19 protein-coding genes are annotated in these 24,559 nt (G+C 73.3%); 8 read left to right on the plus strand and 11 right to left on the minus strand.

The genetic code is table 11. From position 1 onward, the window contains the following. Window positions 1–30 precede the first annotated feature (30 nt). From ASD16_RS21925 to ASD16_RS06035, 3 genes are all read left to right on the plus strand, one after another. The gene (locus tag ASD16_RS21925) at window positions 31–1,413 is read left to right on the plus strand and encodes a hypothetical protein (RefSeq protein ID WP_055914129.1); all 1,383 of its coding nucleotides are present in this window, start codon (window positions 31–33) and stop codon (window positions 1,411–1,413) included. Beyond that, window positions 1,410–2,813 (plus strand): Hsp70 family protein, encoded by a 1,404-nt coding sequence (locus ASD16_RS06030; RefSeq protein WP_055914132.1) that lies wholly within the window; start codon window positions 1,410–1,412, stop codon window positions 2,811–2,813. The genes ASD16_RS21925 and ASD16_RS06030 overlap by 4 nt, the downstream gene beginning before the upstream one ends. A 594-nt stretch (window positions 2,814–3,407) precedes the next feature. Then, entirely contained in the window at window positions 3,408–4,727 is a 1,320-nt protein-coding gene (locus tag ASD16_RS06035) for a DUF6421 family protein (protein WP_157453850.1), read from the plus strand. Here the strand turns inward: ASD16_RS06035 and ASD16_RS06040 are convergent. The 5 genes from ASD16_RS06040 to ASD16_RS06060 all read right to left on the minus strand — a co-directional run bounded on the left by ASD16_RS06040 (window position 4,664) and on the right by ASD16_RS06060 (window position 11,776). After that, a complete protein-coding gene (locus tag ASD16_RS06040) occupies window positions 4,664–7,294 on the minus strand; it encodes a hypothetical protein (protein WP_157453805.1) in 2,631 nt (876 codons plus the stop codon). The genes ASD16_RS06035 and ASD16_RS06040 overlap by 64 nt on opposite strands. Window positions 7,295–7,376: 82 nt before the next feature. Beyond that, complete coding sequence (locus ASD16_RS06045; protein WP_082570612.1) at window positions 7,377–8,735, minus strand: CoA transferase; 1,359 nt, start codon at window positions 8,733–8,735, stop codon at window positions 7,377–7,379. After that, a complete protein-coding gene (locus ASD16_RS06050; RefSeq protein WP_082570613.1) occupies window positions 8,728–9,459 on the minus strand; it encodes a potassium channel family protein in 732 nt (243 codons plus the stop codon). Before ASD16_RS06050 ends, ASD16_RS06045 begins: the two co-directional genes overlap by 8 nt. A gap of 25 nt (window positions 9,460–9,484) precedes the next feature. After that, window positions 9,485–10,276, minus strand: a complete 792-nt coding sequence (locus tag ASD16_RS06055) for a transglutaminase family protein (protein WP_055914139.1) — start codon at window positions 10,274–10,276, stop codon at window positions 9,485–9,487. Window positions 10,277–10,318: 42 nt separating this feature from the next. Next, complete coding sequence (locus ASD16_RS06060) at window positions 10,319–11,776, minus strand: SDR family oxidoreductase (RefSeq protein WP_055914142.1); 1,458 nt, start codon at window positions 11,774–11,776, stop codon at window positions 10,319–10,321. A gap of 247 nt (window positions 11,777–12,023) precedes the next feature. Here ASD16_RS06060 and ASD16_RS06065 point away from each other — a divergent pair, with 247 nt between their 5' ends. Genes ASD16_RS06065 through hrpB form a run of 3 tightly spaced genes read left to right on the plus strand, consistent with a single transcriptional unit; the run spans window position 12,024 to window position 16,800 of the window. Further along, window positions 12,024–13,436, plus strand: a complete 1,413-nt coding sequence (locus tag ASD16_RS06065; protein WP_055914145.1) for a glutamate decarboxylase — start codon at window positions 12,024–12,026, stop codon at window positions 13,434–13,436. Beyond that, window positions 13,433–14,284, plus strand: a complete 852-nt coding sequence (locus ASD16_RS06070; protein ID WP_082570614.1) for a YrhK family protein — start codon at window positions 13,433–13,435, stop codon at window positions 14,282–14,284. Before ASD16_RS06065 ends, ASD16_RS06070 begins: the two co-directional genes overlap by 4 nt. A 17-nt stretch (window positions 14,285–14,301) precedes the next feature. After that, window positions 14,302–16,800, plus strand: coding sequence for an ATP-dependent helicase HrpB (gene hrpB / locus ASD16_RS06075; RefSeq protein ID WP_200942857.1), 2,499 nt, complete (start codon window positions 14,302–14,304; stop codon window positions 16,798–16,800). A gap of 1 nt (window position 16,801) precedes the next feature. Here hrpB and ASD16_RS06080 read toward each other — a convergent pair whose 3' ends face one another. After that, the gene (locus ASD16_RS06080; protein WP_055914148.1) at window positions 16,802–17,626 is read right to left on the minus strand and encodes a DUF4239 domain-containing protein; all 825 of its coding nucleotides are present in this window, start codon (window positions 17,624–17,626) and stop codon (window positions 16,802–16,804) included. Window positions 17,627–17,710: 84 nt separating this feature from the next. On the opposite strand from ASD16_RS06080, the gene ASD16_RS06085 reads away from it, so the two are divergent. Further along, window positions 17,711–18,430, plus strand: a complete 720-nt coding sequence (locus ASD16_RS06085) for a triacylglycerol lipase (RefSeq protein WP_055914156.1) — start codon at window positions 17,711–17,713, stop codon at window positions 18,428–18,430. Here ASD16_RS06085 and ASD16_RS06090 read toward each other — a convergent pair. The 3 genes from ASD16_RS06090 to ASD16_RS06100 all read right to left on the minus strand — a co-directional run bounded on the left by ASD16_RS06090 (window position 18,412) and on the right by ASD16_RS06100 (window position 21,669). Further along, window positions 18,412–19,239: an alpha/beta fold hydrolase gene (locus ASD16_RS06090; RefSeq protein ID WP_055914160.1), complete on the minus strand. Its 828-nt coding sequence runs from the start codon at window positions 19,237–19,239 to the stop codon at window positions 18,412–18,414. The two genes, ASD16_RS06085 and ASD16_RS06090, sit on opposite strands and share 19 nt — an antisense overlap. A 132-nt stretch (window positions 19,240–19,371) precedes the next feature. Beyond that, complete coding sequence (locus ASD16_RS06095) at window positions 19,372–19,956, minus strand: hypothetical protein (protein ID WP_055914167.1); 585 nt, start codon at window positions 19,954–19,956, stop codon at window positions 19,372–19,374. A gap of 177 nt (window positions 19,957–20,133) precedes the next feature. Next, window positions 20,134–21,669 carry a GAF domain-containing sensor histidine kinase gene (locus tag ASD16_RS06100; protein WP_055914171.1) on the minus strand — a complete coding sequence of 512 codons (1,536 nt, stop codon included), beginning with the start codon at window positions 21,667–21,669 and terminating at the stop codon, window positions 20,134–20,136. 115 nt (window positions 21,670–21,784) lie between these two features. Here ASD16_RS06100 and ASD16_RS06105 point away from each other — a divergent pair, with 115 nt between their 5' ends. Continuing rightward, complete coding sequence (locus tag ASD16_RS06105; protein ID WP_055914175.1) at window positions 21,785–22,333, plus strand: flavodoxin family protein; 549 nt, start codon at window positions 21,785–21,787, stop codon at window positions 22,331–22,333. A gap of 7 nt (window positions 22,334–22,340) precedes the next feature. On the opposite strand, the gene ASD16_RS06110 is transcribed toward ASD16_RS06105, so the two are convergent. Further along, on the minus strand, window positions 22,341–22,988 hold the full coding sequence (locus ASD16_RS06110; protein ID WP_055915800.1) for a response regulator transcription factor: 648 nt from the start codon (window positions 22,986–22,988) through the stop codon (window positions 22,341–22,343). A 17-nt stretch (window positions 22,989–23,005) separates the two neighbouring features. Next, a complete protein-coding gene (locus ASD16_RS06115) occupies window positions 23,006–24,502 on the minus strand; it encodes a helix-turn-helix domain-containing protein (RefSeq protein WP_082570616.1) in 1,497 nt (498 codons plus the stop codon). Between the last annotated feature and the right edge of the window lie 57 nt (window positions 24,503–24,559).

Below are 24,559 nucleotides of genomic sequence, written 5' to 3' on the forward strand. Positions count from 1 at the left end.
TGCACTGCCCGATCGGGAGGGGGCCCCGACATGGACCCGGTGCTCGTCCTTGCCCAAGGCACCCTCGCCACGGACCCCGGGGGCCAGGTGCGCACCCGCGTGACGGTCCGCAACGTCGGGGACATCGTCGCCCAGTACCGCGTCGAGGTCCTCGGCGAGGCGGCGCGCTGGTCGACCGTCGTGCCGCAGCACGTCTCCGTGCTGCCGGGGGAGTCCGAGGAGCAGACGGTCGAGATCGTCTTCCGCCCGCCGCCGGCGCCCGCCGCGCCCGTGGGCACGATCCCCTTCGGCGTGCGGTGCGTCTCGCTCGAGAACCGGGACGTCGCCGCGGTGGTCGAGGGCGACGTCGTCGTCAGCCCGATCCAGGGTCTGGACGTACGGCTGCGCGGCGACGGGCCCAAGGGCGCCCGCGCGGGACGGTTCCGGGTCGAGCTGCGCAACACCGGCACGACGGACCTGACCGTGACCCTGGAGGTGGCGGACGCGGCCGAGCTGCTCCGCTTCGTGCTGGCGCCGCAGGTCGTCGAGGTGCCCGCGGGCCGCACGGTGCCGGCCTACCTCGGTGTCCAGGCACGCAACCCCAAGCTGTTCGGCAAGCCGGTGCCGCACGCGTTCACCGTGACGTACCGCGTGAGCAGGTCGGACCGCGGCGGGGAGCTTCCAGGCACGTTCGAGCAGCGCGCCGTGGTCCGCAAGCTCTGGGTGGTGCTCGCGCTGCTGCTCGTCGTGGCGGCCGTGCTCGGGTACCTGTGGCTGCGCGGGCAGGGCGGTGCGGCCACGCTCCGGACGGGCACACCACCGCCCGTCGAGGTCGAGTCGCTCGAGGCGGTGCCGGGCGGCGTCCGGGTGGTGTGGCTGCGGAGCCCGTACGCCACCGGCTACGGGATCCAGGAGTGGACGCAGGGGGTCACGGGCACCTCGAGCGAGGGCGTGGACGATCCCGACCAGACGTCGTTCCTCTGGGAGGGGCTGACCGAGGCGGAGCACTGCTTCCAGGTGCGCGCGGTCGCCGACGACGTGCAGGGCACGTTCGGCGATGAGAAGTGCGTCGCGGTGCCGCCGGCCGAGGCGACGCCGACCGCCACACCCGAGCCGACACCGACGACGGCCGCACCCGCGGGGGCGGCGTTCGAGCCGCAGGGCTTCTACGTCCGGTGGGGCAACTTCCCGCAGGACGACACCGCGAACGCGGGCGCGGCGGACACGATGGTCGCGGCACTCCAGGGAGCGGGTGCGCTGGGGGTGCAGCTCAAGAGCAGCGCCGACTCCGCCCTCTTCCTCGAGGGCGCGAACGGGGTGCCGAACATCGTCGTCTTCACGGACGGCTTCCCGGACGAGCCCACCGCGAACGCCGAGTGCCAGCGGTTCAAGGCGGTCGCGTCGCAGTGCATCGTGCAGAGGGGAGTGCAGTGAGCTCGTACACGCTCGGCATCGACATCGGCACGGCGTACACCGCGGCCGCCGTCTGGCGGGACGGCCGGGCCGCCACCGTGGCGCTCGGGGACCGCACCGACACGATCCCGTCGGCGGTGCTGCTCCGGTCGGACGGCTCGCTCCTGGTCGGGGACGCGGCGGTGCGGCGCGGCGTGCTGGAGCCCGAGCGGCTCGGCCGCGGGTTCAAGCGCCGCATGGGTGATCCGACGGGCCTGCTGCTGGGCGACGAGAGCTTCGCGCCCGAGGTGCTGACGGGCACGCTGCTGCGCTGGGTCGTCGAGACGGTGACCGCGCGCGAGGGCGGCCCGGCGGCGCACGTCACGCTGACGCACCCCGCCGGCTGGGGAGACCTGCGCCGGGACCTGCTGGTCGCCGCGGCGGGGGAGGCCCACCTCGCCGACGTCGGCCTGCTCGCGGAGCCCGTGGCCGCGGCCGTGCACTACGCGGCGCTGCGCCGGGTGCCGACGGGCGCGGTCGTCGCCGTGTACGACTTCGGCGGCGGCACGTTCGACGCCGCGGTCGTCGAGAAGACGGCGGACGGGTACGAGCTGCGGGGCGAGCCCGGGGGCGACGAGCACATCGGCGGGCAGGACGTCGACCAGGTGGTGATGAACCACGTCGCCGCGACGCTCGGCCGCGCGTGGACGTCGCTCGACGTGGAGGAGCCTGCCGTCCGGCACGGGCTGGCTGCGGTGCGGGAGGCGGCGGTGCTGGCCAAGGAGACGCTGTCGCAGGACGTGGAGGCGACGATCCCGGTGATCCTGCCGGGGATCACCCGTGAGGTCCGGATGACGCGGGGGGAGCTGGAGGGTGCCATCCGGATCGACGTGCTGCGCACGATCGACACCCTGGCTCGCACGATCGAGTCCGCCGGGCTGGCGCCGCACGACCTGGACGCGGTCCTGCTCACGGGCGGCTCGAGCCGGATCCCGCTGGTCTCCGAGCTCATCGCGGCGGAGCTCGGCGTCCCGGTGGTGGTCGACGCGCACCCGAAGTACGCGGTGTGCCTGGGCGCGGCCCTGACGGCGGCGAGCCGGTTGTCGCTGCCGGTGGACGCCCCGATCGTCACGCCCGCACCGGGCCCGGCCACGGCTCCGCCCGTCGAGGACCTGAGCCACCTGCTCGCCGCGACGGACGACGGTGCCGCGGCGGCCGTCCAGGCCGACCCGCGCGCGCTCGGGATCACCGCGCCGGTCGACGACGTCGTGGCACCCGCACCCGGCACCCGGCTGGCGCTGCGCTACCTGACCTCGAAGGACACGCTCGAGGCCCACTGGACGGGAGACAGCCGACGCGGTCTGCGGGTCGCGCTCGTGGTCGTCGGGGTCGCGGTGGCCTTCATCGCCGGGCTCAGCGCCCTGACGTTCTTGCGCCCCTGAGATCGTTGACCGGGCGGCGCGCGAAACGTACCGTGCAGTAACGCTGCCGTCCGAATGGTGAGATCACGCATGAGGCTGTTCCCGACCGTCCACGCGACAGGTGATCTGGCGCCCGCACACCGAGCCCACCTGGAGCTCCACGGCCTGGCCTTCGTCGCTGCCGACGACGACCCGGACCTGGTCCTCGTCCTGCCCGGCACGGCACCCACCGACGTCGCCGCACGCTCCGGCGTGGTCGTGCTCGCGACCGGGTCCGAGACGCCGGAGGTCACGCGCCTGCTCGCCTCCCGCGGGATCACCGTGCACGCCTCGACGGCACCGCCGAGCGGGCTCGTCCCCGCCGACCTCACCGCCGACGACCTCCTCGCGTGGACCACCGACGTGGTCCTGCCCGTGCACGCGACCCTGGACGTCGACGGTCCCGCCACCCCCCTCCTGCGCACCGCCACCGGCAGCCAGGCGCTCGGCCTCACGGTGGGCGCAGGGGTGCGCGACGAGCGCGGCAGGCTGCTCGTGCTCGGCGTCGACGCGCTCGCCCACCCGGAGGTCCTGCTCAACGCGGCGATCTGGGCCGCCCGCCCGACGGCTGCGGCGATGGCCGACGACCGCCACGACGAGCTCGTGGCGCACCCGGCGTGGACCCGCCTGAAGCGGGACGTCAGCGAGCTCCAGGTCCTGCAGGTCAAGGACGGGTCCGTGCCGGACGAGGAGCAGCACGCCCGCGCCCGCGAGCTGGTGCACGCGATCGTCCGGTCCGTCGACGAGCTGGCACCCGCGCTGCCGCACGACGAGGACTACCTGACGGCCGTCGGCAAGGACCTGACGCGCTGGTCCGACGCCGGGTTCGGGGTCCCCGACTTCCTCGACTCCCTCGTCGCGTTCCACCCGCAGCGCCAGCGCGTCGACGGCCTGCCGCACCTGGTGCTCTTCCCCATGTACACACAGAACGGCAGCACCGACCGGCGCGTCGAGGCGGTCCTGCTCCAGGTGCGCTGGCCGGACCTCGTCGCGCACCTCGAGGCCGAGCAGTTCAGCAACGCGCTCTTCGTCCCGGTGACGTTCCTCGACTTCACGCCCGGCTACGACACCAACTCCGCGGTGCTCTTCCCGGAGACGGTCGCCGTCCGCGAGGTACCGACCTTCACGTGGGGGGCGATCTTCGCCGACCGCGAGGCCGCCCGGTTCCGCCGGGTCGTGCGCGCCGCGGCCGACACCACCCGGCTCGCGCTGCCGCCGGACGCGGCGCGGCTGCTCGACGACCAGCGGCTCGCCGAGGAGACGTTCGTCCTGTGGGACCTGGTGCACGACCGCACCCACATGCGCGGCGACCTGCCGTTCGACCCGTTCATGATCAAGCAGCGGATGCCGTTCTTCCTCTACTCCCTGGAGGAGCTGCGCTGCGACCTCACGGCGTTCCGGGCGGCGGTGCGGCTCGAGGACGACGGCGTCCCGCACGCGCGGTACGTGCAGTACGCGATCCTGTTCGACCGCCTGTTCCGGTTCCCCGTCACGGGCACCCGCGTGCGCAACTACGACGGCCTCGGCGGTCAGCTGCTGTTCGCCTGGCTGCACCAGCACCACGTGCTGCACTGGACGGACTCGCGGCTGACGATCGACTGGCCGCAGGTGCCCGACGCGGTGATCGCGCTCGCCGAGCAGATCGAGCAGCTCTACTGGCGCTCGATCGACCGGCCGAAGACTGCGCACTGGCTCGCCGCGTACGCGCTGGTGTCCGGCACGGTGACGCCGCACCCGGCGTCCGCATGGGCACGCGGGGACCTGCCGCTGGACGGACCGCCCAAGGGGTTCACCGACGCGGTCCTTGACGACGAGTTCCCGCTGTCGATGTTCTACGAGGCGCTGTCCCGCAAGATCGGCGACGTCGTCGCGTCCACGAGCGGGATCACCGCCTGAGCGCGGTAGTTCCCGGACAGGGTGGGGTCGGGCGGCACCAGGTCCACGCCACCGCCGACCTCCGAGCCCTCTCTCGTGCCGCCGGTGGACAGCGTCAGGCTGCACATCTCGTCGACCTCCCGCCAGAAGGCGTCGTCGTACCAGTAGCCGGTGTGGCTCAGCACGCGCGGCAGGGGCTGGTCGACGACGTACCGGTGCGTCGGCGGGTCGACGAGCTCGACGTCGACGCTGTCGGGGATCGTCGAGCTGCCCGAGCTGACGTGGCCCCCGATGTAGTCGGTCGCGTAATGGACGTTGCGCCAGAGCACCGGCCCGATCCCGGCGGTGTCGTCGGTGATCCCGGCGAGGAACCCGTCGCTGAACAGGGCAGGGAACGCCCAGCGGTACAGCTTGCCGAGGGGTGACCCGAACGTGATGAGGCCGATCGCCGGCTCCTGTCCGGCCCGACCCGACGTCCTGCCGAGCGCGGCGGCGGCGATCACGCTGCCCTGGGAGTGCGCGGACACCACGACCCGGCCGCCGTTGTCGTGCAGGCGCCAGATGCGGCGCGTCAGCTCGGGGACGGCGCGCTCGGCGTAGGCCGGCGGGGCGAACGGGTGGAACGCCCGCGGGAAGAACGTGCCGACGTCGAAGAGCGACCCGAGGACGCGGCGCCACCGCTCGTTGCGCCACGCGAGGGTCAGCACCAGGACGTACAGGGGCGGGAAGGCGACGGCGACCTTGGTGCCGATCCCGACGAAGAACATCGGCGGCTCGCGGTGCTGGAGCAGCACCTCGTTGAGGAAGAGCACGAGCCCGACCACCGCGCACACGGTGAGCGCGACGAACAGGACGGCGACGGCACGCGAGTGGTCGCCGACGAACCGCATGGTGGCGACCTTGTGCACCCAGGGCGTCGGCCGACCTGCCCGCTGGCGCCCGCGTGCGCCGAACAGCGGCGGGTCGAACGCGGAGCGCCACCACGCCGCCCCCGCCCCGGCGGACTCGCCGGCCTCGACCGCGGGGATCCCGGCGGCCGCGTACTGCGTGCGCAGGTCCGCCTCGACCGTCGGGGCGTTCGCCGTGGTCCGGTGGCGCAGGACGACCAGGAACGTGGCCCCGAAAAGCAGCACCAGGAGGATGAGCCCGAGCGAGAGGATCGACGCGAGCGAGCCGATCGCCATGGGGACGTAGATGGTGCCCGGCGCGGCGGTGGTGCCGGTGTCCGGGCCGAAGCCCCATGCGACCGTGCCGACGACGCCCGCGACGTAGACGATGGCGGACAGCAGCACGGTGTTCGCGACGACCAGGGCGATCGTGTTCATGACGAACGGGCCCGCCCAGGGGAAGGTGCTCAGGCGGGGCACCGGCTGGTTGTCCCGGCGCAGCTTGTGCACCTGCCACCTCCGGTAGAACCACGCCAGGGACTGCTGCACGGCGAGAGGCACCAGCAGGACGAGGCTGACACCCCAGACGACGTTGAGCGCCGGGCGGGCACCCGGCAGCATCCCCGCCGGACCCGGGTCCGACGGCAGCAGGACCGCAGCCGTCCCGGCCAGGACGAGGGCCGCGGTGGTGAGCGTCAGCGCGACCCGGCCGAGGTCCGGCTGCGCGTCGTCGAACGCGAGCATGCCCATCAGGAGCAGCAGCGCGAGGGCCGCCGCGACGGTGGCCACCTGCCCGTAGGACCCCGCACCGCTGCCGGCCCCGAGGGCCGCTGTGGACCAGCCGAGCATGAGCGCGACGACGCCGAGGCAGGCGGTGAGGTGGATCCGCGACAGGAACCGGTGCCACTCGAGACCCGCCCAGAAGTCGGCCGCGCGCAGCCCGCCGTCGAGGGCCGCCGCGCACCGCAGGGACGGCGGGGGCGGGGCCGCGGTGGTGACGTCCGGCGCTCCGGGCTCGGCGCTGATCGGGGTCGGCGGCACGACGCTCTCGTAGGACGACCGCGAGTGCCGAGCGAGCACCGCGAACACCAGTGCCACCAGGACGGCCGCCAGGGCGCCGAGCACGATGCGGTTGCCCGGGCGGTCGACCGCAGTCCACGTCTCGACGGTCTGGTTCCACCAGGACGTGACGCCCCCCGGCACCCCGTCCTGCTGCGCTGCCGGGTCCGGGCTGGGCAGCGGCTGCGTCCGGCCCCACTGGTAGGCGAGGACGTCGAGCGCCAGGTAGGTCACCATCGCCGCGGTGCTCAGGGTCAGGGCCAGTGCCGACAGCCGCGCGAACCACCGGAACACCCACAGCGTGGCGGGTCGGCTGACCTCCTCCTCGCCGGCCGTGACCCAGCGCCGGGCCATCCAGCCGGCCATGTTCGCCAGCATCGAGGGCAGGAGCAGGGCCCACAGCGCACGCATCCGGCTCCGCGAGGTCAGTCCGCCCCACGAGTAGGCCTCCCGATGACGCCCGGCCGCGTCGGTGGTCCGGTAGAAGCCGGCGACGCGGTCCCCGGCGACGCGGGTGGGCGTCGGGTCGCCGAGCAGCGACTCCGGGCTGGTGCCGCCGACGCCGTGCACGCGGATCTCGGTGAGTCCGCCGAGCTCGACGGGTGCGGGCACCAGCCCGCCTGATCCTGGTGCTGTCGACATCGGAGGCTCCTGTTCGACGGGCGCGAGCGCTGCTGGTGAGAAGGGGTCGGCGACCCGGGTCGCAGATACGGGGACCTGCCGGTCAGCCCGCGGGCTCCGTCGGCGCCCACCGGGGCTCGTCCGTGCCCCACCGGCTCGGCGGGCGGTCCCAGTCCGTCGCGAGCCCCGCGACGCCGACCGGCGAGCGCGCGTGGCGGACGTGGCCGTAGACCGAGTCCGTCTCCACCAGCCAGCGGTCGGGGTCGGCGGCCGCGACCGGACCGGCGTCGCGGGGCGGCGCGAGCATCCCGCTGAGCAACCACGACGCGGTCCCCGCCAGGGAGAGCCGGACGTGACGGCCCGTCCCCTCCGTCAACCCGCGCAGGACGGCGGCGGCGATCAGGTACCCCGTCCCGTGGTCGAGCGCCTGGGCGGGCAGGACACCCGGGCGGCCGTCCGGCCCGCGGGTGAGGTCGGAGATCCCGCACCGGGCCTGGACCAGGCTGTCGAACCCGCGCCGGCCGGCCCACGGGTCGTGCCAGCCCCACGCGTCGAGCTCGACGACCAGAAGGCCGGGCCGGCGGTCGTGCAGAGCGGCCGCGTCGAGCCCGTGGCGGTCGAGGGCGCCGGGCCGGTAGCCCGTGACCACGACGTCGGCGCTCCGCAGCAGGTCCTCGAGCACCGTACGGTCGGCGGCGTCGTCGAGCGCGAGCCGGGTCGACCGCTTGCCGAAGCCGGTGTCGATGTGGGTGCCCTCGTCCTCCGGCAGCCAGGGTGGATCCACCCGCAGCACGTCCGCCCCGAGCAGGCCGAGGGTCCGGGTCGCGACGGGGCCCGCCAGCACCCGCGTGAGGTCGAGGACCCGGATCCCGTCCGCCGGGCGGGTGACCGTGTGCTCCCGCCGCGACGTGCCGGCGCCGGTCGGACGGGTGGTGACCAGGGGTTCGCCTAGGGGGCCGGGAGGCGCCACGGCGACCGCGAGCCCGCCCGCCGCGTAGGCCTGCTCCTGCACGTCCGTCGCGGAGTGCTCGGCGACGACGCGGGACAGGCGTTCGGCCAGGGCGGCGTCGTCCCCCGACTCCGGGATGCCGAGCGCGACCAGCAGTCGCGCACGGTGGTGGGGGTAGTTCGCGTGCGTGCGGACCCAGCCGTCAGCGGCCTCCCAGAAGCCCGACAGGGGCGCGAACAGCGGGATCGGACGGCCGTCCACCCGCAGGTGCCGCTCGCTGGTGAACGCGACCGCGACCGCTCCTTCGTCGACGCGGACCTCCGGCACGGTGCGTCCGGTGCGCGCCGCCAGGAGCTCCGCGGCGGCGAGCGAGCAGGCACCGACGGCCGCACGGGCGAGCTCGCGGACCGGCAGCCCGGACGTCAGCCCCGGGACGCCGACGTACGTGACGTGATCGACCAGGTCGTCGCTTCCGCCGAGGGCGTGCCAGGCGTACGTCGTGCCGTCATCCATGTCCACCGTCGGTGTGCTCGGGCAGGACGGCCTCCGACCGGCCGTGGAACGAGGCGACGAGCCGGGCGACCAGGACCGCGAGGAACACCTGGCCGACGAGCGCCTCGAACGTCGCGATGCTGCGGCCTGGGAACTCCGCAGCGGTGTAGTCGCCGTACCCGAGCGTGGTCAGCGTCGTGTACGAGAAGTACTGGAACGAGCGCGCGTTGGCGGCCTCGCCGGAGGCGAAGAACTCGCCCGCGGTGAGCGCGTCCATGACGCCGAAGAGGCTCGCGAAGAACATGCCGATGATCAGGTACGCGCTCAGGGCGCCCGCGAGCGACTGCACCGTGACCGCGGTCCGGCGCAGGATCCGGTCGAGGATCACCACCAGCGCGGTCATGAGGATCACGCAGACCACGGCATCGATCACGCCGTCCGCCGCGGCCTGGGGGAGGGCGAGGAGCGCCACCACGACGACGACGGCCGAGACGACGAGCACGATGCGGACGAACCGCTTCTGGTGGGGCATCGGCCGGGAGGTCCGCACCGCCAGACCGAGGGTGAAGAGGTACAGCACGAGCACGATGAGCTCGACCCACAGTGCGGAGCTCAGCGCGTAGGCGACGTACGCGGTGACCAGCAAGGACAGGACGATCCCGAAGTCGTCGGTGCCCGTGCGCCGGGCGAGGAAGGAGCGGCGGCGGGGTGGGGTCGCGGCGCCTGACTCGTCCGGTTCTGTCACGTTCCGGAGGCTAGCAGCGCGGGTCTCAGCCGAGCATGACCAGGTCCCGCACGTCGTCGTCGGGCAGCACGTCCGCGACCGCGGTGACCTCCAGCTCGTCGAGGTCGGCGTACCCGTGGTGCACGTTGAGGAACGCGGTGTCGGAGGCGTCGCGACCGGTCGCGATCCGCACCAGGCTCGTGCGCGGAGCGAGGGTCGTGGCGTCGACGACGTACCACTGGCCCTCCAGGTGAGCCTCGGCCACGGCGTGGAAGTCCATCGGTGACAGGCCCGGCGCGTAGACGGAGACCAGCCTCGCGGGCACGTCCAGCGCGCGCAGGAGCGCGATGACCAGGTGCGCGTAGTCGCGGCAGACGCCCTCGCGGCCCAGCAGCGTCTGCACCGCACCGTCGGTGGGCAGGCTCGACCCCGGGACGTACGACAGCCGGGACCCGACCCAGGAGCTCACGGCGGACAGCAGGTCGAACCCGCGCAGGCCCGCGAACTCCGCGTGCGCCGTGGGGCCGAGCGTGTCCGACTCGCAGTAGCGGCTCGGCCGCAGGTAGCGCAGCAGGTCGGCCTCGTCGGAGGCGACGGGTGCCGCGCGGCCGCGGACCGCGGCCGAGTAGTCGAGCACGAGGCGGCCGACGTCCGCCTGCACGACGTGCAGCCGCGTCCCGTGGTGGTCGGGGACCTCGCGCACCTCGACCGGCGCACCGTCGAGCGTGATCCGCAGGGACTCCTGCGCGACGAGCTGGGTGGACACGGCGAGCTCGAAGGCGAGCGTGGCGGGGGAGGTGACGTCGAGGGACAGGTGGGCGCTCAGGTCGCGATGCACGCGCCCATCGTGGTGCACAGATGTGCAGCGCGCCTCTGGGGACTACCAGGCAGAACGCACGTAGTCCTTGAGGAAGCAGCCGTACAGGTCCTCGCCGGCCTCGCCGCGCACGATGGGGTCGTACACGCGGGCGGCGCCGTCGACCAGGTCGAGCGGGGCGTGGAAGCCCTCCTCGGCCAGCCGGACCTTGGTCGGGTGGGGGCGCTCGTCGGTGATCCAGCCGGTGTCGACGCTGGTCATGAGGATGCCGTCCGTCGCCAGCTCGGTGGCGCTCGTGCGGGTCAGCATGTTGAGCGCCGCCTTCGCCATGTTCGTGTGCGGGTGGCCGGGGCCCTTGTACCCGCGCGAGAAGACGCCCTCCATGGCGGACACGTTCACCACGTACGCACGGGCGCCGGCGGTCGCCTTCATGGCACCGCGCAGGCGGCTGACCAGGATGAACGGCGCGGTCTGGTTGCACAGCTGGACCTCGAGCAGCTCCATCGGGTCCACCTGGTCGACCGTGTGGACCCAGCTGTTGGTCTCCGCGGTGTCCGGCACCAGGCCGCCCGCATCGATCGCGGTGCCGGCCACGAGCCGCTCGAGCGAGGCGTGCTCGGCACTCAGCGCCAACGTCGCGACGGCGCCGGCCGAGATGCTCGTGAGCTCGGTGACGGAGCCGGCGAGCGCGACGGGGTGGGCGCTGCTGGTCCGGCCGAAGGTCGTGATCTGCGGCAGCGGGCGGTCCGGCAGCGGCTCCAGCTCCGCGTCGGCGAGGTGCGTGTACGCGCCGGGGGAGCGGCGGACCGTCTGCGCGGCGTTGTTGATGAGGATGTCGAGCGGGCCCTGCGCGGCGACGTAGTCCGCGAGCGCGACGACCTGGGCCGGGTCGCGCAGGTCGATGCCGACGATGCTCAGCCGGTCGAGCCAGTCGGCGCTTTCCGGCATCGCGGCGAACCGGCGTGCCGCGTCGCGGGGGAACCGGGTGGTGATCGTCGTCGTCGCGCCGTCCCGCAGGAGCCGCAGTGCGATGTACATGCCGATCTTGGCGCGGCCGCCCGTGAGCAGCGCACGCTTGCCGGTCAGGTCGGTGCGGGCGTCGCGCTTGGCGTGGTTGAGCCGCGCGCACGCGGGGCACAGCTGGTGGTAGAACGCGTCGACCTCGACGTACGGCTCCTTGCAGATGTAGCAGGGCCGGGCCTTCAGGAGCGTCCCCGCGGTCGCGCCCTGCGCGCTGGAGACGAGCGGGATGCCCTGGGTCTCGTCGTCGATGCGGCCCGGGCTGCCGGTGGCGGTCGCGTGGATGACCGCACGGTCGGCGGCGCTGATGGCGTCCCGCTTCTCGGCGCGCCGCTGCTTCTTGGCGGCCTTGAAGAGTGCCGACGTCGCGCGCCGGGCGAGGGCGAGGTGCGGGTGGTCGGACGGGAGCCGGCTGATCTGGTCCGCGACCCGCAGGAACACGTCGAGGTCGGCGGGGTCGACGCCGTCGAGCGCCGGAGGGGTCGTGGTGAGGGCAGTCATCGTGCGGGTCCTAGCTGGTCGTCAGGGGAGTGGCCGACGAGCAGGGAGCACGAGAGCCGGGCGCGCGGGGGAACGGTCGATCTTACCTGCCCCCCGGCGAGGGCCTCCGAGCCCTCGGTCCCCATCGGGCGGTCTCCCGACAAATCGGGACAGACGAGCCTCGGCGGCGCTACGTTCGATTCCGCAGGTGCCCGCCGGAGACGGCAGTCCAGCCAGAGCTCCGGACGGATGAACTGGAGGAGCACAGGTGAGCGAGACGTCCGACCCGTTCGGCCCGATCCACGGCCGGCCCAGCTTCCGCGATCACATCGACCGCGGGACGTTCCCCGCCCACGGCTTGGAGCCGGACGAGGCCTACGAGCTCATCCACACCGGCCTCATGCTCGACGGACGGGAGACGCTCAACCTCGCGTCCTTCGTCACCACGTGGATGGAGCCGCAGGCCGAGAAGCTGATCCACGACACGCTCCGCAAGAACCACATCGACCACGAGGAGTACCCGGCGGCGTCGCTGATCGAGGAAGCCTGCGTGCACATGCTGGGCGACCTGTTCAACGCGCCCGACCCCACCGCCGTCGTCGGCGTGGCCACGATCGGGTCCTCCGAGGCGATCATGCTCGGCCTGCTCGCCCACAAGCGCGCGTGGCGGGACCGGCGCCGGGCCGCTGGGCTGCCGACGGACCGGCCCAACGTGGTCTTCGGCGCGGAGACCCATGTGGTGTGGGACAAGTTCGCGAACTACTTCGACGTCGAGATGCGCAAGGTGCCGATGAAGGCGGACCGGTTCGTGCTCAACGCGCACGACGTCGAGGCGCACGTCGACGAGAACACGATCGCCGTCGGTGCGGTGCTGGGGACCACCCACATCGGCGAGGCGGACCCGATCGAGGAGATCAACGACCTCCTGGTGCGGATCAAGGCCGAGAAGGGCTGGGACATCCCGCTGCACGTCGACGGCGCGAGCGGCGCGTTCATCGCCCCGTTCGCCGAGCCCGACCTGCGCTGGGACTTCCGCCTCGAGCAGGTCGCGTCGATCAACGTGTCCGGCCACAAGTACGGCCTGGTCTACCCGGGTGTCGGCTGGCTGATCTTCCGGGACGCCTCGAAGCTGCCGGAGGACCTCGTGTTCAGCGTGAACTACCTCGGCGGCGCGCAGCCCACCTACACGTTCAACTTCTCCCGCGGCTCGGCCATGATCCAGGCGCAGATGTACAACTTCCTGCGGCTCGGACGCAGCGGGTACACGTCGATCGTGGAGACGATGCTCGCCAACGCCCGGTTCCTCAACGAGAGCCTCGAGGCGAGCGGACGCTTCGAGATCCTCAACCCCGGGCTGGCGGAGCCGGTGGTCACCTTCTCGATCAAGGGGGACCCGGGCTTCGACGTCTACCACCTGTCGGCCCGCCTGCGCGAGGACGGCTGGATCGTCCCGGCGTACAGCCTGCCGCCCGACGCGGACGCGGTGCACCTCCTGCGCGTCGTCGTCCGGCTCGACCTGAGCCGCATGATGGTCGAGCTGCTCCTGCGCGACCTCATGGCCGCGTGGGACGCGCTCGTCGCGGAACAACCCGTGCACACTCCGACGGCCAAGCCCGACGTGTGGACGTCACCTGCGCACGCCGCGGCCAAGAGCAAGGCACGCACCGGCCTGCAGAAGTGACCTCGACCGTCCCCGACCTGCCCGCAGGCTGGCGGGTCCTGCACACCCACGGCCCGCTGGGGTTCGTCACGCACGCGGTGCTGGTGCGCCCGGACGGCAGCGAGGTCGAGTGGAGCTCGCGGCGGCACCGCAAGGGTCTGGGCCTGCGGCTCGCCGGCGTCCGGGCCGAGGGTGGTCGTGCCAGCGCGATGAGCTGGTGGATCGGGAGCCTGTTCGCCGTCGGGTCGCTCTGCTTCGCCCTCGGGTCGGTGCCGCTGTACTTCGACACGCTCGACCCGGCCGTGGTCGCCGGCACGTTCTTCGTCGGGTCGATCTTCTTCACGTCGGCCGGCTACCTGCAGTTCCACGAGACCCTGCGGGCGCCCGGCGGGGTGCTCGCCGAGTCGGCGCGGCCGAGCCGGCTGGCGTCGCTGGTGGGCTGGCAGCCACGCCGGATCGACTTCTGGGCGGTGCTCGTCCAGCTCGTGGGCACGGTCTTCTTCAACATCAGCACCTTCTCGGCGACCCAGGCCGACCTGACGACGGCGCAGGCCCGGCACCTCATCTGGGCACCCGACGTGCTCGGGTCCATCTGCTTCCTCGTCGCCAGCTGGTTCGCCTACGCCGAGGTGAACCGGGGCGTCCTGCCGCGCTCCGACCGCTCGATCGGGTGGCGCATCGCGGCGCTGAACATGCTCGGCTCCGTCGCGTTCGGGGTCTCCGCCGTCGCCGCGCGCTACGTGCGTTCCACGGGCGAGCTGGCCAACCTCGAGCTGGTGAACCTCGGCACGTTCGTGGGCGCGGTGTGCTTCTTCGTCGGCGCCGTGCTGCTGCCCGTGGAGTCCGCGAAGGAGCGATCGTCGGCCTGACCCCGCAGACTGCGTCCGTGGACGACGACCCGATCGCGCGGCTGCTCGCCGACCCGCCCGACCTGCCCGTGCGCGAGGGGCTCGCCGACGTCGTCGCCGCGCTCCGGACCCGCGGAGTCGTCGTCGTGCAGGCGCCGCCCGGCACGGGCAAGACGACCCTGGTCCCGCCCGCGGTCGCCGCTGCCGTCGCCGGGCGCGTCGTGGTCACCCAGCCGCGCCGGATCGCGGCACGTGCGGCCGCGCGCCGGCTGGCCCAGCTGCTCGGCGAGCCCGTCGGCCGCACCGTCGGGTTCTCGGTCCGGGGCGAGAGCTCCACGAGCGCCGCGACGAGGGTCGAGGTGGTCACCACCGGTGTGCTCCTGCGGCGCCTGCAGCGCGACCCGGAGCTTCCAGGGGTCGGGGCGGTGATCCTCGACGAGGTCCACGAGCGGCACCTCGTCGACGACCTCGGCCTGGCCCTGCTGGTCGACGTCCGGGCACACCTGCGCGACGACCTCGTGGTGGTGGCGATGTCCGCGACCGTCGAGGCCGAACGCACCGCCGCGGTCCTCGGCGGGGGCGAGCCCGCGCCGGTCGTCGCGGTCCCCGGTGCCCTGTTCCCCGTCGAGGAGGTGTGGTGCCCCGCACCCGCGCGCACCGCCCGGACCGACGAGCGCGGGGTGACGCCCGGCTTCCTCGACCACGTCGCGTCGACCGTCCGGCGCGCGCTGGCGGAGCGCACGGGGGACGTCCTGGTCTTCGTGCCGGGCGCCGGGGAGGTCGACGGGATCGTGCGACGGCTCGCCGGGCTGGAGGGGGTCGACGTCCGCCCGCTGCACGGTCGGCTGTCCGGGCACGTGCAGGACCTGGCCCTCGCGGCGGGTCCGCGGCGACGGGTCGTCGTCTCGACGGCCGTGGCGGAGTCGTCGCTCACGGTGCCAGGGGTCCGGCTGGTGGTCGACGCGGGACTCTCGCGCGAGCCGCGCACCGACCACCGACGCGGGCTCGCCGGGCTGGTGACCGTCGGGGTGAGCCGGGCGTCCGCGGAGCAGCGGGCCGGCCGGGCCGGTCGTGAGGGACCCGGTGCGGTGTACCGGTGCTGGTCCGCGCACGACCACGCCCGCCTCGTCGCCCACCCGGAGCCGGAGATCCTCACGGCGGACCTCACGGCGTTCGCGCTCGAGCTGGCGTGCTGGGGGAGCCCCGACGGCGTCGGCCTCGCCCTGCTCGACCGTCCACCCGCCGCGGCGATGGCGGTGGCGCACGCGACGCTCGTCGCACTGGGCGCCGTCGACGCCGACGGTCACCCGACCGCGCGGGGACGAGCCGTGTCCGCGGTGCCTGCCGACCCCCGGCTCGCCCGCGGTGTGCTGGACGGTGCTGCGCTCGTCGGGGCTCGACGCGCCGCCGAGGTGGTCGCCCTGCTCACCGACGACGTGCGCGCCCCCGGTGGTGACCTGGTCGCGGCGCTGCGTGCCCTGCGTCGCGGGGGACCGCAGTCCGGACCGTGGCAGGCCCAGGTGGGCAGGCTGCGGTCAACGGTAGCGCCCGGGCCCGCGCCCGAGGACCTCGGCGACGACCTCGCGGTGGGGCTCGTCGTCGCCCTGGCTCATCCCGACCGCATCGCCCGGCTGCGTCCCGGCGGGTCGACGTACCTCATGACGTCCGGCACGGGCGCGGTGCTGCCACCCGGCTCCGGGCTGACGGGACTGCCCTGGCTCGCCGTCGCCGACGCCGACCGTGGCGCCGGCCGCCGGGACGCCACGATCCGGTCCGCGGCGCCCATCGACCTCGAGCTGGCCACGGAGGCCGCGCCGGCGCTGCTGCGGGACGACGAGGTCGTCGCGTGGGCGGACGGCGCGGTCGTCGCGCGCCGCGTCCGGCGGCTCGGCGCGATCGAGCTCACGTCCGTGCCGCTCGCCGACCCGTCACCGGCGCTCCTCGTGGAGGCGCTGCGCGACGGGCTGGCGCGCGAGGGACTGGCCCTGCTGCGCTGGACGGACGCCGCCACGGGTCTGCGGCAGCGGATGGCGTTCCTGCACCGCGCGCTCGGTGCACCGTGGCCCGACGTGTCCGACGACGCCCTCCTGGCGCACCTCCAGGACTGGCTCGGACCGGACCTCGCCCGGGTGCGGGGCGCCCGGGACCTCAGCCGCGTGGACGTGGTGCAGGCGGTGCGCCGGCTCCTCCCGTGGCCGGACGCGAGCCGGCTCGACGCCCTCGCGCCCGAGCGCATCACCGTGCCCAGCGGATCGAGCCTGCGCGTGGACTACACGGGCGACCAGCCGGTGCTCCCGGTCCGGCTCCAGGAGGTCTTCGGGTGGCGGGCCACGCCGAGGCTCGCCGACGGGCGGGTCCCGGTGCTCCTGCACCTGCTCTCGCCCGCGGGTCGTCCTGCCGCGGTCACCGCCGACCTGGAGTCCTTCTGGAGCAGCGGCTACCTGTCGGTCCGGGCAGAGCTGCGCGGCCGGTACCCGAAGCACGCGTGGCCCGACGACCCGCTCACCGCGGCACCGGTGCGTGGTGTCCGTCGCTAGGTCAGTCGGCCATGCCGGTGTCGTCGCACGGCGGCGTCACGTCGAGGCCGACCTCGACCAGCTCCGCGTTCACGATGCGGACCGTGCGCTCCATCGCGACCGGCTCGAGCTTGCCCACCTCGTCCCCGTGCGGGTGGTCGAAGAACCCGAGCAGGAGCAGGAGCAACGTGATGACCACGGTCACGCTGCCCATCAGCAGGCCCTGCGTGACGGGTCCTTCCGCCGAGTCGGCGAAGAACAGGACGTACACGAAGATCACGCCCGAGATCACGAACAGGACGAGCCACAGGGGCAGGGGGATCAGACCCTCCGCGCCGTGCACGCGGTCGATGCGGGCCTGCTCCCGGGCGGACGTCTGGTCCATCCACCGGTCGTACGCGGACTGCTCGACGTCGGTCTGCGGCTCGACGGTCTCGATGGTCTCGAACAGCGCCGGACCCCACGGGTTGAACGCATCACCGAGCGTGCCGTCCTGCATCCGCGGCCACTCGACGCCGACGACGGCCCGGGCGTAGCAGACGAGCTGGCCGGTGAGCTCCTCGCGCACGTCGGCGGGCAGGAACTGGGCGGTCTGCACCTGCTGCGCGACCGTGACGGCCTCGGTCTCCGCACCGGAGCGCGCCTCGTCGTACGACTGGAACGCCAGGAAGATGATGAACCCCAGCAGGACCGAGAACCCGGTCGCCAGCACCCCGAACACGCCGGACGCGCGGTCCCCGTCGCTGAAGTAGCTGCCCTCCGGGGCGCGTCGCCGCACCAGCAGCATGGCGGTCACGGTGAACGCCGTGACGCCGAGCGTGATCAGCGCGCCCACGACGATGTTCATGCGGCGGGGCTCGCGAGGCGGTCACGTCGGGGCACAGGCTCAAGATAGGGCCAAACCGGACCCGTCGTGCGGCACCATGTCGTCATGCGCGATGCGACGAAGGCGCCCGGCGGTCTGCTCCGCCAGACCTGGTGGCGTGCCCGCGACTACGCCGCGGTGCTGGCGTGGCAGGCCTCGGGCTTGGTCTCGCGCGTGGATCCCGAGACCCTTCGCCGGCCCGAGAACCCGGTCGGGCCGCCCGTCGTCCTCGTCCCTGGGGTGTACGAGTCGTGGCACTTCCTGCTCCCGCTGGCGACGCTCCTGCACGGCCACGGCGTGCGGGTCCACGTGCTCCCGGACCTGGGCACCAACCGCCGGCCCGTCCTGCGCGGCGCGAGCGTGCTCGGTCGGTACCTCGCCGCGCACGACCTGCGCGACGTCGTCGTGGTGGCGCACAGCAAGGGTGGGCTGATCGGCAAGCTCGCGATGCTGCGGGAGGACCCCGACGGCCGCACCGCGTCGATGATCGCGGTCAACACGCCGTTCGCCGGGTCGTCGTACGCGCGCTGGTTCGTGACGCCCGCGGTGCGCGCGTTCATCCCGAGCGACGCCACGATCGTCGCGCTCGACGCCGAGCGCACCGTCAACCACCGGATCACGTCCGTGTACAGCTGGTGGGACCCGCACATCCCGGCCGGCAGCTCGCTCGACGGCGCCACGGAGGTGGTGCTCGACACACCGGGACACTTCCGCCCCCTCGCAGACCCGCGGCTCCACGAGCTCCTGCTGCTGCGGATCGTCGGGCCTCAGCTCCGCGGGAGCTGAAGCACCCGCGTGTAGCCGGGGGAGTCGGGGTCGTCGACGATCTCGCGTCCGTCGAGCCAGGACGAGATGACGTGCGAGAGCTCGCCCGGGTGGCTGAAGTTGATCGCGTGCGCCGCGCCCTCGATCAGGGCGACCGTGGTGTGGTCGCTCGCCAGCCGGCTCACCTCCCGGACCCGCACGGGCGGTGGCATCAGCGGGTCCTTGCTGCCGATGACCGCCAGCGTCGGCACGGGCGTCTTGAGGAGCCGCTCCAGGGAGGGGAACCGGGTCATCTCGCTGAAGAGGTGGAACGTGTTCACCGGTCCGAATCGCAGATAGTCGGGGACGGCCACCCTCGCCATCCTCCGGTTCTCCCGGGCCCCGTCGATCGCGAGCTGCCGGATGGCGCGGCCCAGACCCTGGTTGTGCACGCCGCCGGCAGGGGACACCAGCACGATCCGGTCGACCCGGTCGGGTGCGGCGTGCGCGACCTCGAGACTGATCGGGCACCCCAGGGAGTTGCCGACGAGGATCACCCTGTCCAGCTCCAGGGCGTCGAGGATCTTGAGCAGGGCGAGCGCCAGGGCCGGGATCCCGAGCGTGTACTCCCAGTTCGCGCTCCTGCCGTAGCCGGGCAGGTCAGGGACGACGTTGCTCGCCCGCCCGGCCAGCGCCCGGGCCGTCGGCATGAGGTACGCGCCCGAGATCGCGAAGCCGTGCACGTGCACGATCGGCAGGGCGCCGGGCACCGGATCGCTCACGCGATAGAAGACGTCGTGCCCTTCCACCTCGACGGTGCTCTCGGTCCATCCGGCGCCCATGTCCACCATGCGACAGATCGTGACAGAGCGACCCTCTGTTGGCGAGACGCACGTCGCGGCGCGCCGCGTGCGTCGTCCGAACGCACACCAGCGGCACCTCGACGTCGAGGTGCCGCGGGTGAGCGTGGGTCTCGTCCGACGTCAGCGCAGCCAGCCGAACCGCTGCACGAGCGGCAGGCGTGCCCACCGACGACCGAGGCCCCACGTGTCTCCGGCGAGGAGCGTCGCGCAGACGACCAGGACCAGGGCGTAGATGATGTGGTAGTCCACCAGCGGGTTGTTCGAGCCCTGCAGGAGGGGCCACTCGGCGATCCACATCGAGACCATCAGCAGCGAGCCGGCGACTGCCGACACCCGCAGGCCGATGCCCAGCATGACGGCGGTGCCGACGCCCAGCAGGCAGAGCATGAACAGCCAGTCGGTGACCGGGCTCGCCATCGAGGCGAGCACGTCCTTGAACGGACCCACCGCGGCGAACTGCATGAAGCCCTGGCTCGGGGTGCCGCCGTTGATCCACGAGAGGCTCGGGTCGCCCTCGGCCACCGCGGCGCCCGTGCTGTAGTGCAGCCCGAACGTCTTGTCGAGGAACGCCCACAGGAAGATGAAGCCCGTGGCGAGCCGGGTGACGGCGAGCCAGCGACGGCCCGTCGAGGATGTGACCAGGTCGTCTTCGACCAGGGTCGCGGGGTGCGTCGAGGTGCTGACCTCGGGATGGCTTGTGGCCATGATGATCAATCTCCTCCGTGGCGGTCCTGTGAAGGACCCGTAGATGAACCGTGCCGACGGGTCCACAGTGCGCCGGTCCGCAACAGCGGTCCCAGGGTCGAAGGTCCTCTTCGTCCCAGGTCACGCGCGCATGACGGCGCGCGCGACCAGCCGGCGCGACGCGCGGAGGTGATCAGCTCAGGACAGCGGCACGGACCAGCGCAGGTCGGTCCCGCCCTCGGGCAGCGCGGTCACGACCACCGTCCCGCCCCGGCGTGCGGCCCGGTTCTCCAGGTTGGCCAGCCCGCTGCGCCGCGGGACGTCCCCGGGGATGCCGCGGCCGTCGTCCTGGACCTCGACCACCAGGTGCGAGCCGACCTCGACCCGGACCACGACGTCGTGCGCGCGGGCGTGCCGGGCGACGTTCGCCAGTGCTTCCCGGACCACGGCGACCGCGTCCTCCACGACGTCGTCCGGCACCGTCGCGGTGACCCCGTCGGTGCGCAGGCGCGGCAGGAAACCGAGCGACTGGCGCGCGCTGACCACCTCGGCGTCGATCCGGTGGCGCAGCCCGGTCCCGGTCCCGCCGGCCCGTGGGCCGAGCCGGAAGATCGCGGTGCGCACGTCCTTGATCGTCTCGTCGAGGTCGTCCACCGCGGACTCCAGCCGGCGGGCCACCTCGGGGCGCACCGCGTCGTGCGCGGCAGCGCCCTGGACGTCGAGACCGATGGCGAACAGCCGCTGGATCACCATGTCGTGCAGGTCCCGGGCGATCCGTTCGCGGTCCTCGAGCACGGCCAGCCGCGCGCGGTCCGCCTGGGCGTCCGCGACGTCGAGCGCGAGCGCGAGCTGCTCGCCGAACCCCGCGATGCTGGGCAGGTCCAGCTGCGGCGCCTCGCCCGCGGGGAACGACGCGGCGAGCGCGCCGACCCACCGGTCCCCGCTGCGCAAGGGCAGCGCGAGAGCCCACGTGCTGTCCTCGAGCTCGCGCAGCACGGGCCAGACGCCTGCGAGCTCCTCCGCCAGCGCCGTCGGCAGCTCGTCCTCCTCGCCGAACAGGGCCGAGCTCGTCGCACCAGCGGTCTCCTCGACCCGGGTCAGCACCGCGGCCAGCGCCTCGTCCCGGGGCAGGCCGCCGGTGAGCCACGACGACACGGCGGCAGCGGCCTCCAGCCAGAGCTCGTGCTGGCGGGCCTGGTGGTAGGCGCGCGCGTGACCGACCGCCACGCCGGCAGCAGCGGCCAACGCCACCGCGACCTGCTCGTCCCGCGCGGTGAAGTCGACGGGAGTGCCGCCAGGACCCAGCTTGTCGGTGAGGTAGAGGTTGCCGAACACCGCACCCCGGGCGCGCACGGGGACCCCCAGGAAGGTCTGCATCGGCGGGTGGTTCGCCGGGAAGCCGACCGACGACGGGTGGTCGGCGAGATCGTGCAGGCGCAGCACGTCCGGGGCCGTCGAGAGGTGACCGAGCACCCCGCGGCCCTCGGGCAGGTGACCGATCAGCAGCGCCGTCTGCGCGTCGATGCCCTGGTACACGAACTCCTGCAGCCCGCCGTGCTCGCCGAGCACGCCCAGGGCTCCGTACCGGGCGCCCGTCAGGCTGCACCCGGCAGCGACGAACCGCTCGAGGACGGTGGCCATGTCGAGGTCGGCGGTCATCGAGACGACCGCGTCCATCATCGCCTCGAGGCGGTCGTCTCGTTCGTTGCCGGAGTCCATGCCGTCGGGCCGCATGCTCGGAGCATAGGTCGGCCGACGGGTGATCAGGGTCTTTCGGCCCTGGGGTCCGGCATGTCCCGGGCGAACCCTGGAGGAAGTCGCGAGACCGAGGCACAAGGAGGTGAGGACGGTGCGCGCACTGGTGGTGTACGAGTCGTCGTTCGGGAACACGGGACAGGTGGCGCAGGCAGTCTGGGAAGGCATGCGTCGGCGGTTGTCGGACGTGGCCCTGCTGGATGTCGCGCACGCTCCGCGCCGACTGCCTCCGGAGCTGGAGCTGCTGGTCGTCGGCGCCCCGACGCAGGCGTTCGGCATGAGCCGGCCGAGCACCCGCGAGGACGCGCGCAGGACAGCGGGTGAGGACCCGAGCGACCTGTCGTTCGGCGTGCGGGAGTGGCTCAGGGAGCTCGAGCCCCCCGAGCGTCCGGTGCACGCCGCGACGTTCGACACGCGGATCCACACGCCGCACGTCCCCGGCTCCGCCGCGGTCGGTGCGTGGCGGGTCCTGCGGCGCGACGGCTACCAGGTCTCGGCGGAGGCGGAGAGCTTCTGGGTCCTGGGCATCCGCGGGCCGCTGCGCGACGGCGAGCTCGACCGTGCGCAGTCCTGGGGCACCAGCCTGGTCAGCCTGCTGAGAGGCCCGCACCCGATCGGCCCGGTCGGGGCGCCCGTCGGCTGACGGCGTCCTACTCGGGGTGCAGGCGGTTCTGCTCGGTGATGAACAGGGCCGCCTGCGTCCGCCCGCGCACCTCGATCTTGGCCAGCAGGCTCGAGATGTAGTTCTTCACGGTCTTCTCCGCGAGGAACATCCGCTCGGCGATCTCCCGGTTGCTCAGCCCTTCCCCGATGAGGTCGAGCACGGCGCTCTCCTGGGTGGTCAGCAGGTCGAGCCGAGGGTCGCGCTGCTGGGTCTCGCGCACCCGTGCGAGCACGCGCTGCGTGGTCGCCGCGTCGAGCAACGACTTCCCGGACGCCACCAGGCGGATGGAGTCGAGCAGCTGGGAGCCGCGGATCTCCTTGAGCACGTAGCCGGCCGCCCCCGCCGTGATGGCCGCGAGCAGGGCCTCGTCGTCCTCGTACGACGTGAGCATCAGGCAGCGGACGGAGGGGGCCAGCGAGGCGAGCTCGCGACACACCTCGATCCCGCTGCCGTCCGGCAGCCGCACGTCGAGGAGTGCGACGTCGGCCTCGGAGCGAGGGATGCGGACGAGGGCTTCCTGCGCGGTCGCTGCCTCGCCGACGACGGTGATGTCCGCGGTCGACTCGAGGAGGCGCAGAAGCCCCTGGCGGACGACCTCGTGGTCGTCGAGCAGGAACACCCGGATCTGTGGCATGGCGCCACTGTGCACCATCATCGGGGTGCGTGGCGGTCGAGAAACGCGTAGACCTCAGCATCTTCCACGCCGGGGAACGCGCCGGTGGGCAGCGGCGAGAGCACGTGCGCGTGCACGGCGGCGCTCGGCCACGCGTGCGGTGCCCACTGCGCGGCCAGCCCGGGGTCGGGCTGCCGGCAGCACGTCGGGTCGGGGCACCGGGACTCGCGACGCCGTGACGTGTCCCGGCCGCGGAACCACTTCGCAGCGCCGAAGGGGACCCCCACGGTGATCGAGAACCCACCCGCCGACGTCGAGCCCGTCTGCGTGGTGCACCAGAACGTCCCCTCGGGCGTGTCGGTGTACTGGTAGTACTCGCCCGCGCGGTCGCGACGCGTGAACGCCGAGCGGGCGGCCCACTCCCGGCACACGACCTGGCCCTCGATGGCGCCCGTGCTGTCCGTGGGGAAGCGGACGGCGTCGTTGCTGTACCCCTTGAACAGGGTGCCGTCGTCGCCCACCCGCAGGAAGTGCAGACGGATGTCGAGGTGCTCGGTGAGCAGGTTGGTGAGCCGTTGCGCGGCAGCCTCGTGGGTGACGCCGAACGAGTCGCGGAAGTCCTCGACGGCCAGCTCCTTGCGGCGCTTGGCGGCGCTCAGGTGGGCGACGGCCGCGGTGCGGGGCATGAGGCACGCCGCGGCGAAGTAGGTGATCTCGACCCGCTGCCGCAGGAAGTCCGCATAGCTGCGCGGCGTCGAGTGGGCCAGGACCCGGTGCGCGATCGCCTGGAGCGCCAGGGAGCGCAGGCCGTGTCCGCCGGGGATGGACGCCGGCGGCAGGTAGATGCGGCCGTTGGCCAGGTCGGTCACCGTGCGCGTGGAGTGCGGCAGGTCGTCGACGTGGATCAGCGTGAAGCCGAGGTCGGCGGCCATCGACGCGACGGCGCTGTGGGTCAGGGCGCCCGTGGTGTAGCCGGCCCGCCGCACCAGGTCCTCCGCCGCGGTCTCGATCTCGGGCAGGTGGTTGTTGCGCTCGCGCATCCACTGGCGCAGGGCCGTCGTGGCCCGGCGGGCCTCCTCGGGCGTCGCGATGGCGGCGTCGTCCCGGCGGGCGAGCTCGCGGTGCAGGCCGACGAGCGCCTCCAGGGCCTCGGTGGACAGGTTCTTCGCCGGACGTACGGTCGGCAGCCCGAGCGCCGCGTAGGTCGCCGTGCCCTGCGACCGGTCCAGCTCGATCTCGAGCGCGGCCCGCCGTGACGGCGGTGCGGCATCCAGGAGGTCCGTCGTGGTAGTGCCCAGCGCCGAGGCGAGGGACTGCAGCAGGCTCAGCCGTGGCTCCCGCCGGCCGTTCTCCACCAGGGAGAGCTGGCTGGCGGTCGAGCCGACGAGCTGCCCGAGCTCGTCCAGCGTGAGACCCCGCTCGGTGCGCGCGTGGCGGATGCGTCGGCCGAGCAGCAGCAGCTGGCTCCCCGCTGCGGTCGGCTCGCGCGGGTCGCTCGGCAGGTCGATGACCGGTCGGGGCGAGTTGGTGGCCATGACGTTGACGGTAGGCCAAGAATGCACGTTCTTGCACCTGCGGCGCTCTTGAGGATC

Origin of the sequence: Cellulomonas sp. Root485, from assembly GCF_001426705.1 — a bacterium.
GTDB lineage: Bacteria > Actinomycetota > Actinomycetes > Actinomycetales > Cellulomonadaceae > Cellulomonas.

What these genes read in the sequence shown, in the direction of transcription:
- ASD16_RS06045 (WP_082570612.1), bottom strand. Translation starts at nt 8,735, where the DNA reads ATGGATGACGGCACGACGTACGCCTGGCACGCCCTCGGCGGAAGCGAC.
- ASD16_RS06060 (WP_055914142.1), bottom strand. Translation starts at nt 11,776, where the DNA reads ATGACTGCCCTCACCACGACCCCTCCGGCGCTCGACGGCGTCGACCCC.
- ASD16_RS06100 (WP_055914171.1), bottom strand. Translation starts at nt 21,669, where the DNA reads ATGCGGCCCGACGGCATGGACTCCGGCAACGAACGAGACGACCGCCTC.
- ASD16_RS06040 (WP_157453805.1), bottom strand. Translation starts at nt 7,294, where the DNA reads ATGTCGACAGCACCAGGATCAGGCGGGCTGGTGCCCGCACCCGTCGAG.
- ASD16_RS06110 (WP_055915800.1), bottom strand. Translation starts at nt 22,988, where the DNA reads ATGCCACAGATCCGGGTGTTCCTGCTCGACGACCACGAGGTCGTCCGC.
- ASD16_RS06080 (WP_055914148.1), bottom strand. Translation starts at nt 17,626, where the DNA reads ATGAACATCGTCGTGGGCGCGCTGATCACGCTCGGCGTCACGGCGTTC.
- ASD16_RS06115 (WP_082570616.1), bottom strand. Translation starts at nt 24,502, where the DNA reads ATGGCCACCAACTCGCCCCGACCGGTCATCGACCTGCCGAGCGACCCG.
- ASD16_RS06095 (WP_055914167.1), bottom strand. Translation starts at nt 19,956, where the DNA reads ATGGCCACAAGCCATCCCGAGGTCAGCACCTCGACGCACCCCGCGACC.
- ASD16_RS06035 (WP_157453850.1), top strand. Translation starts at nt 3,408, where the DNA reads ATGGCCGACGACCGCCACGACGAGCTCGTGGCGCACCCGGCGTGGACC.
- ASD16_RS06090 (WP_055914160.1), bottom strand. Translation starts at nt 19,239, where the DNA reads ATGGTGGACATGGGCGCCGGATGGACCGAGAGCACCGTCGAGGTGGAA.
- ASD16_RS21925 (WP_055914129.1), top strand. Translation starts at nt 31, where the DNA reads ATGGACCCGGTGCTCGTCCTTGCCCAAGGCACCCTCGCCACGGACCCC.
- ASD16_RS06085 (WP_055914156.1), top strand. Translation starts at nt 17,711, where the DNA reads ATGCGCGATGCGACGAAGGCGCCCGGCGGTCTGCTCCGCCAGACCTGG.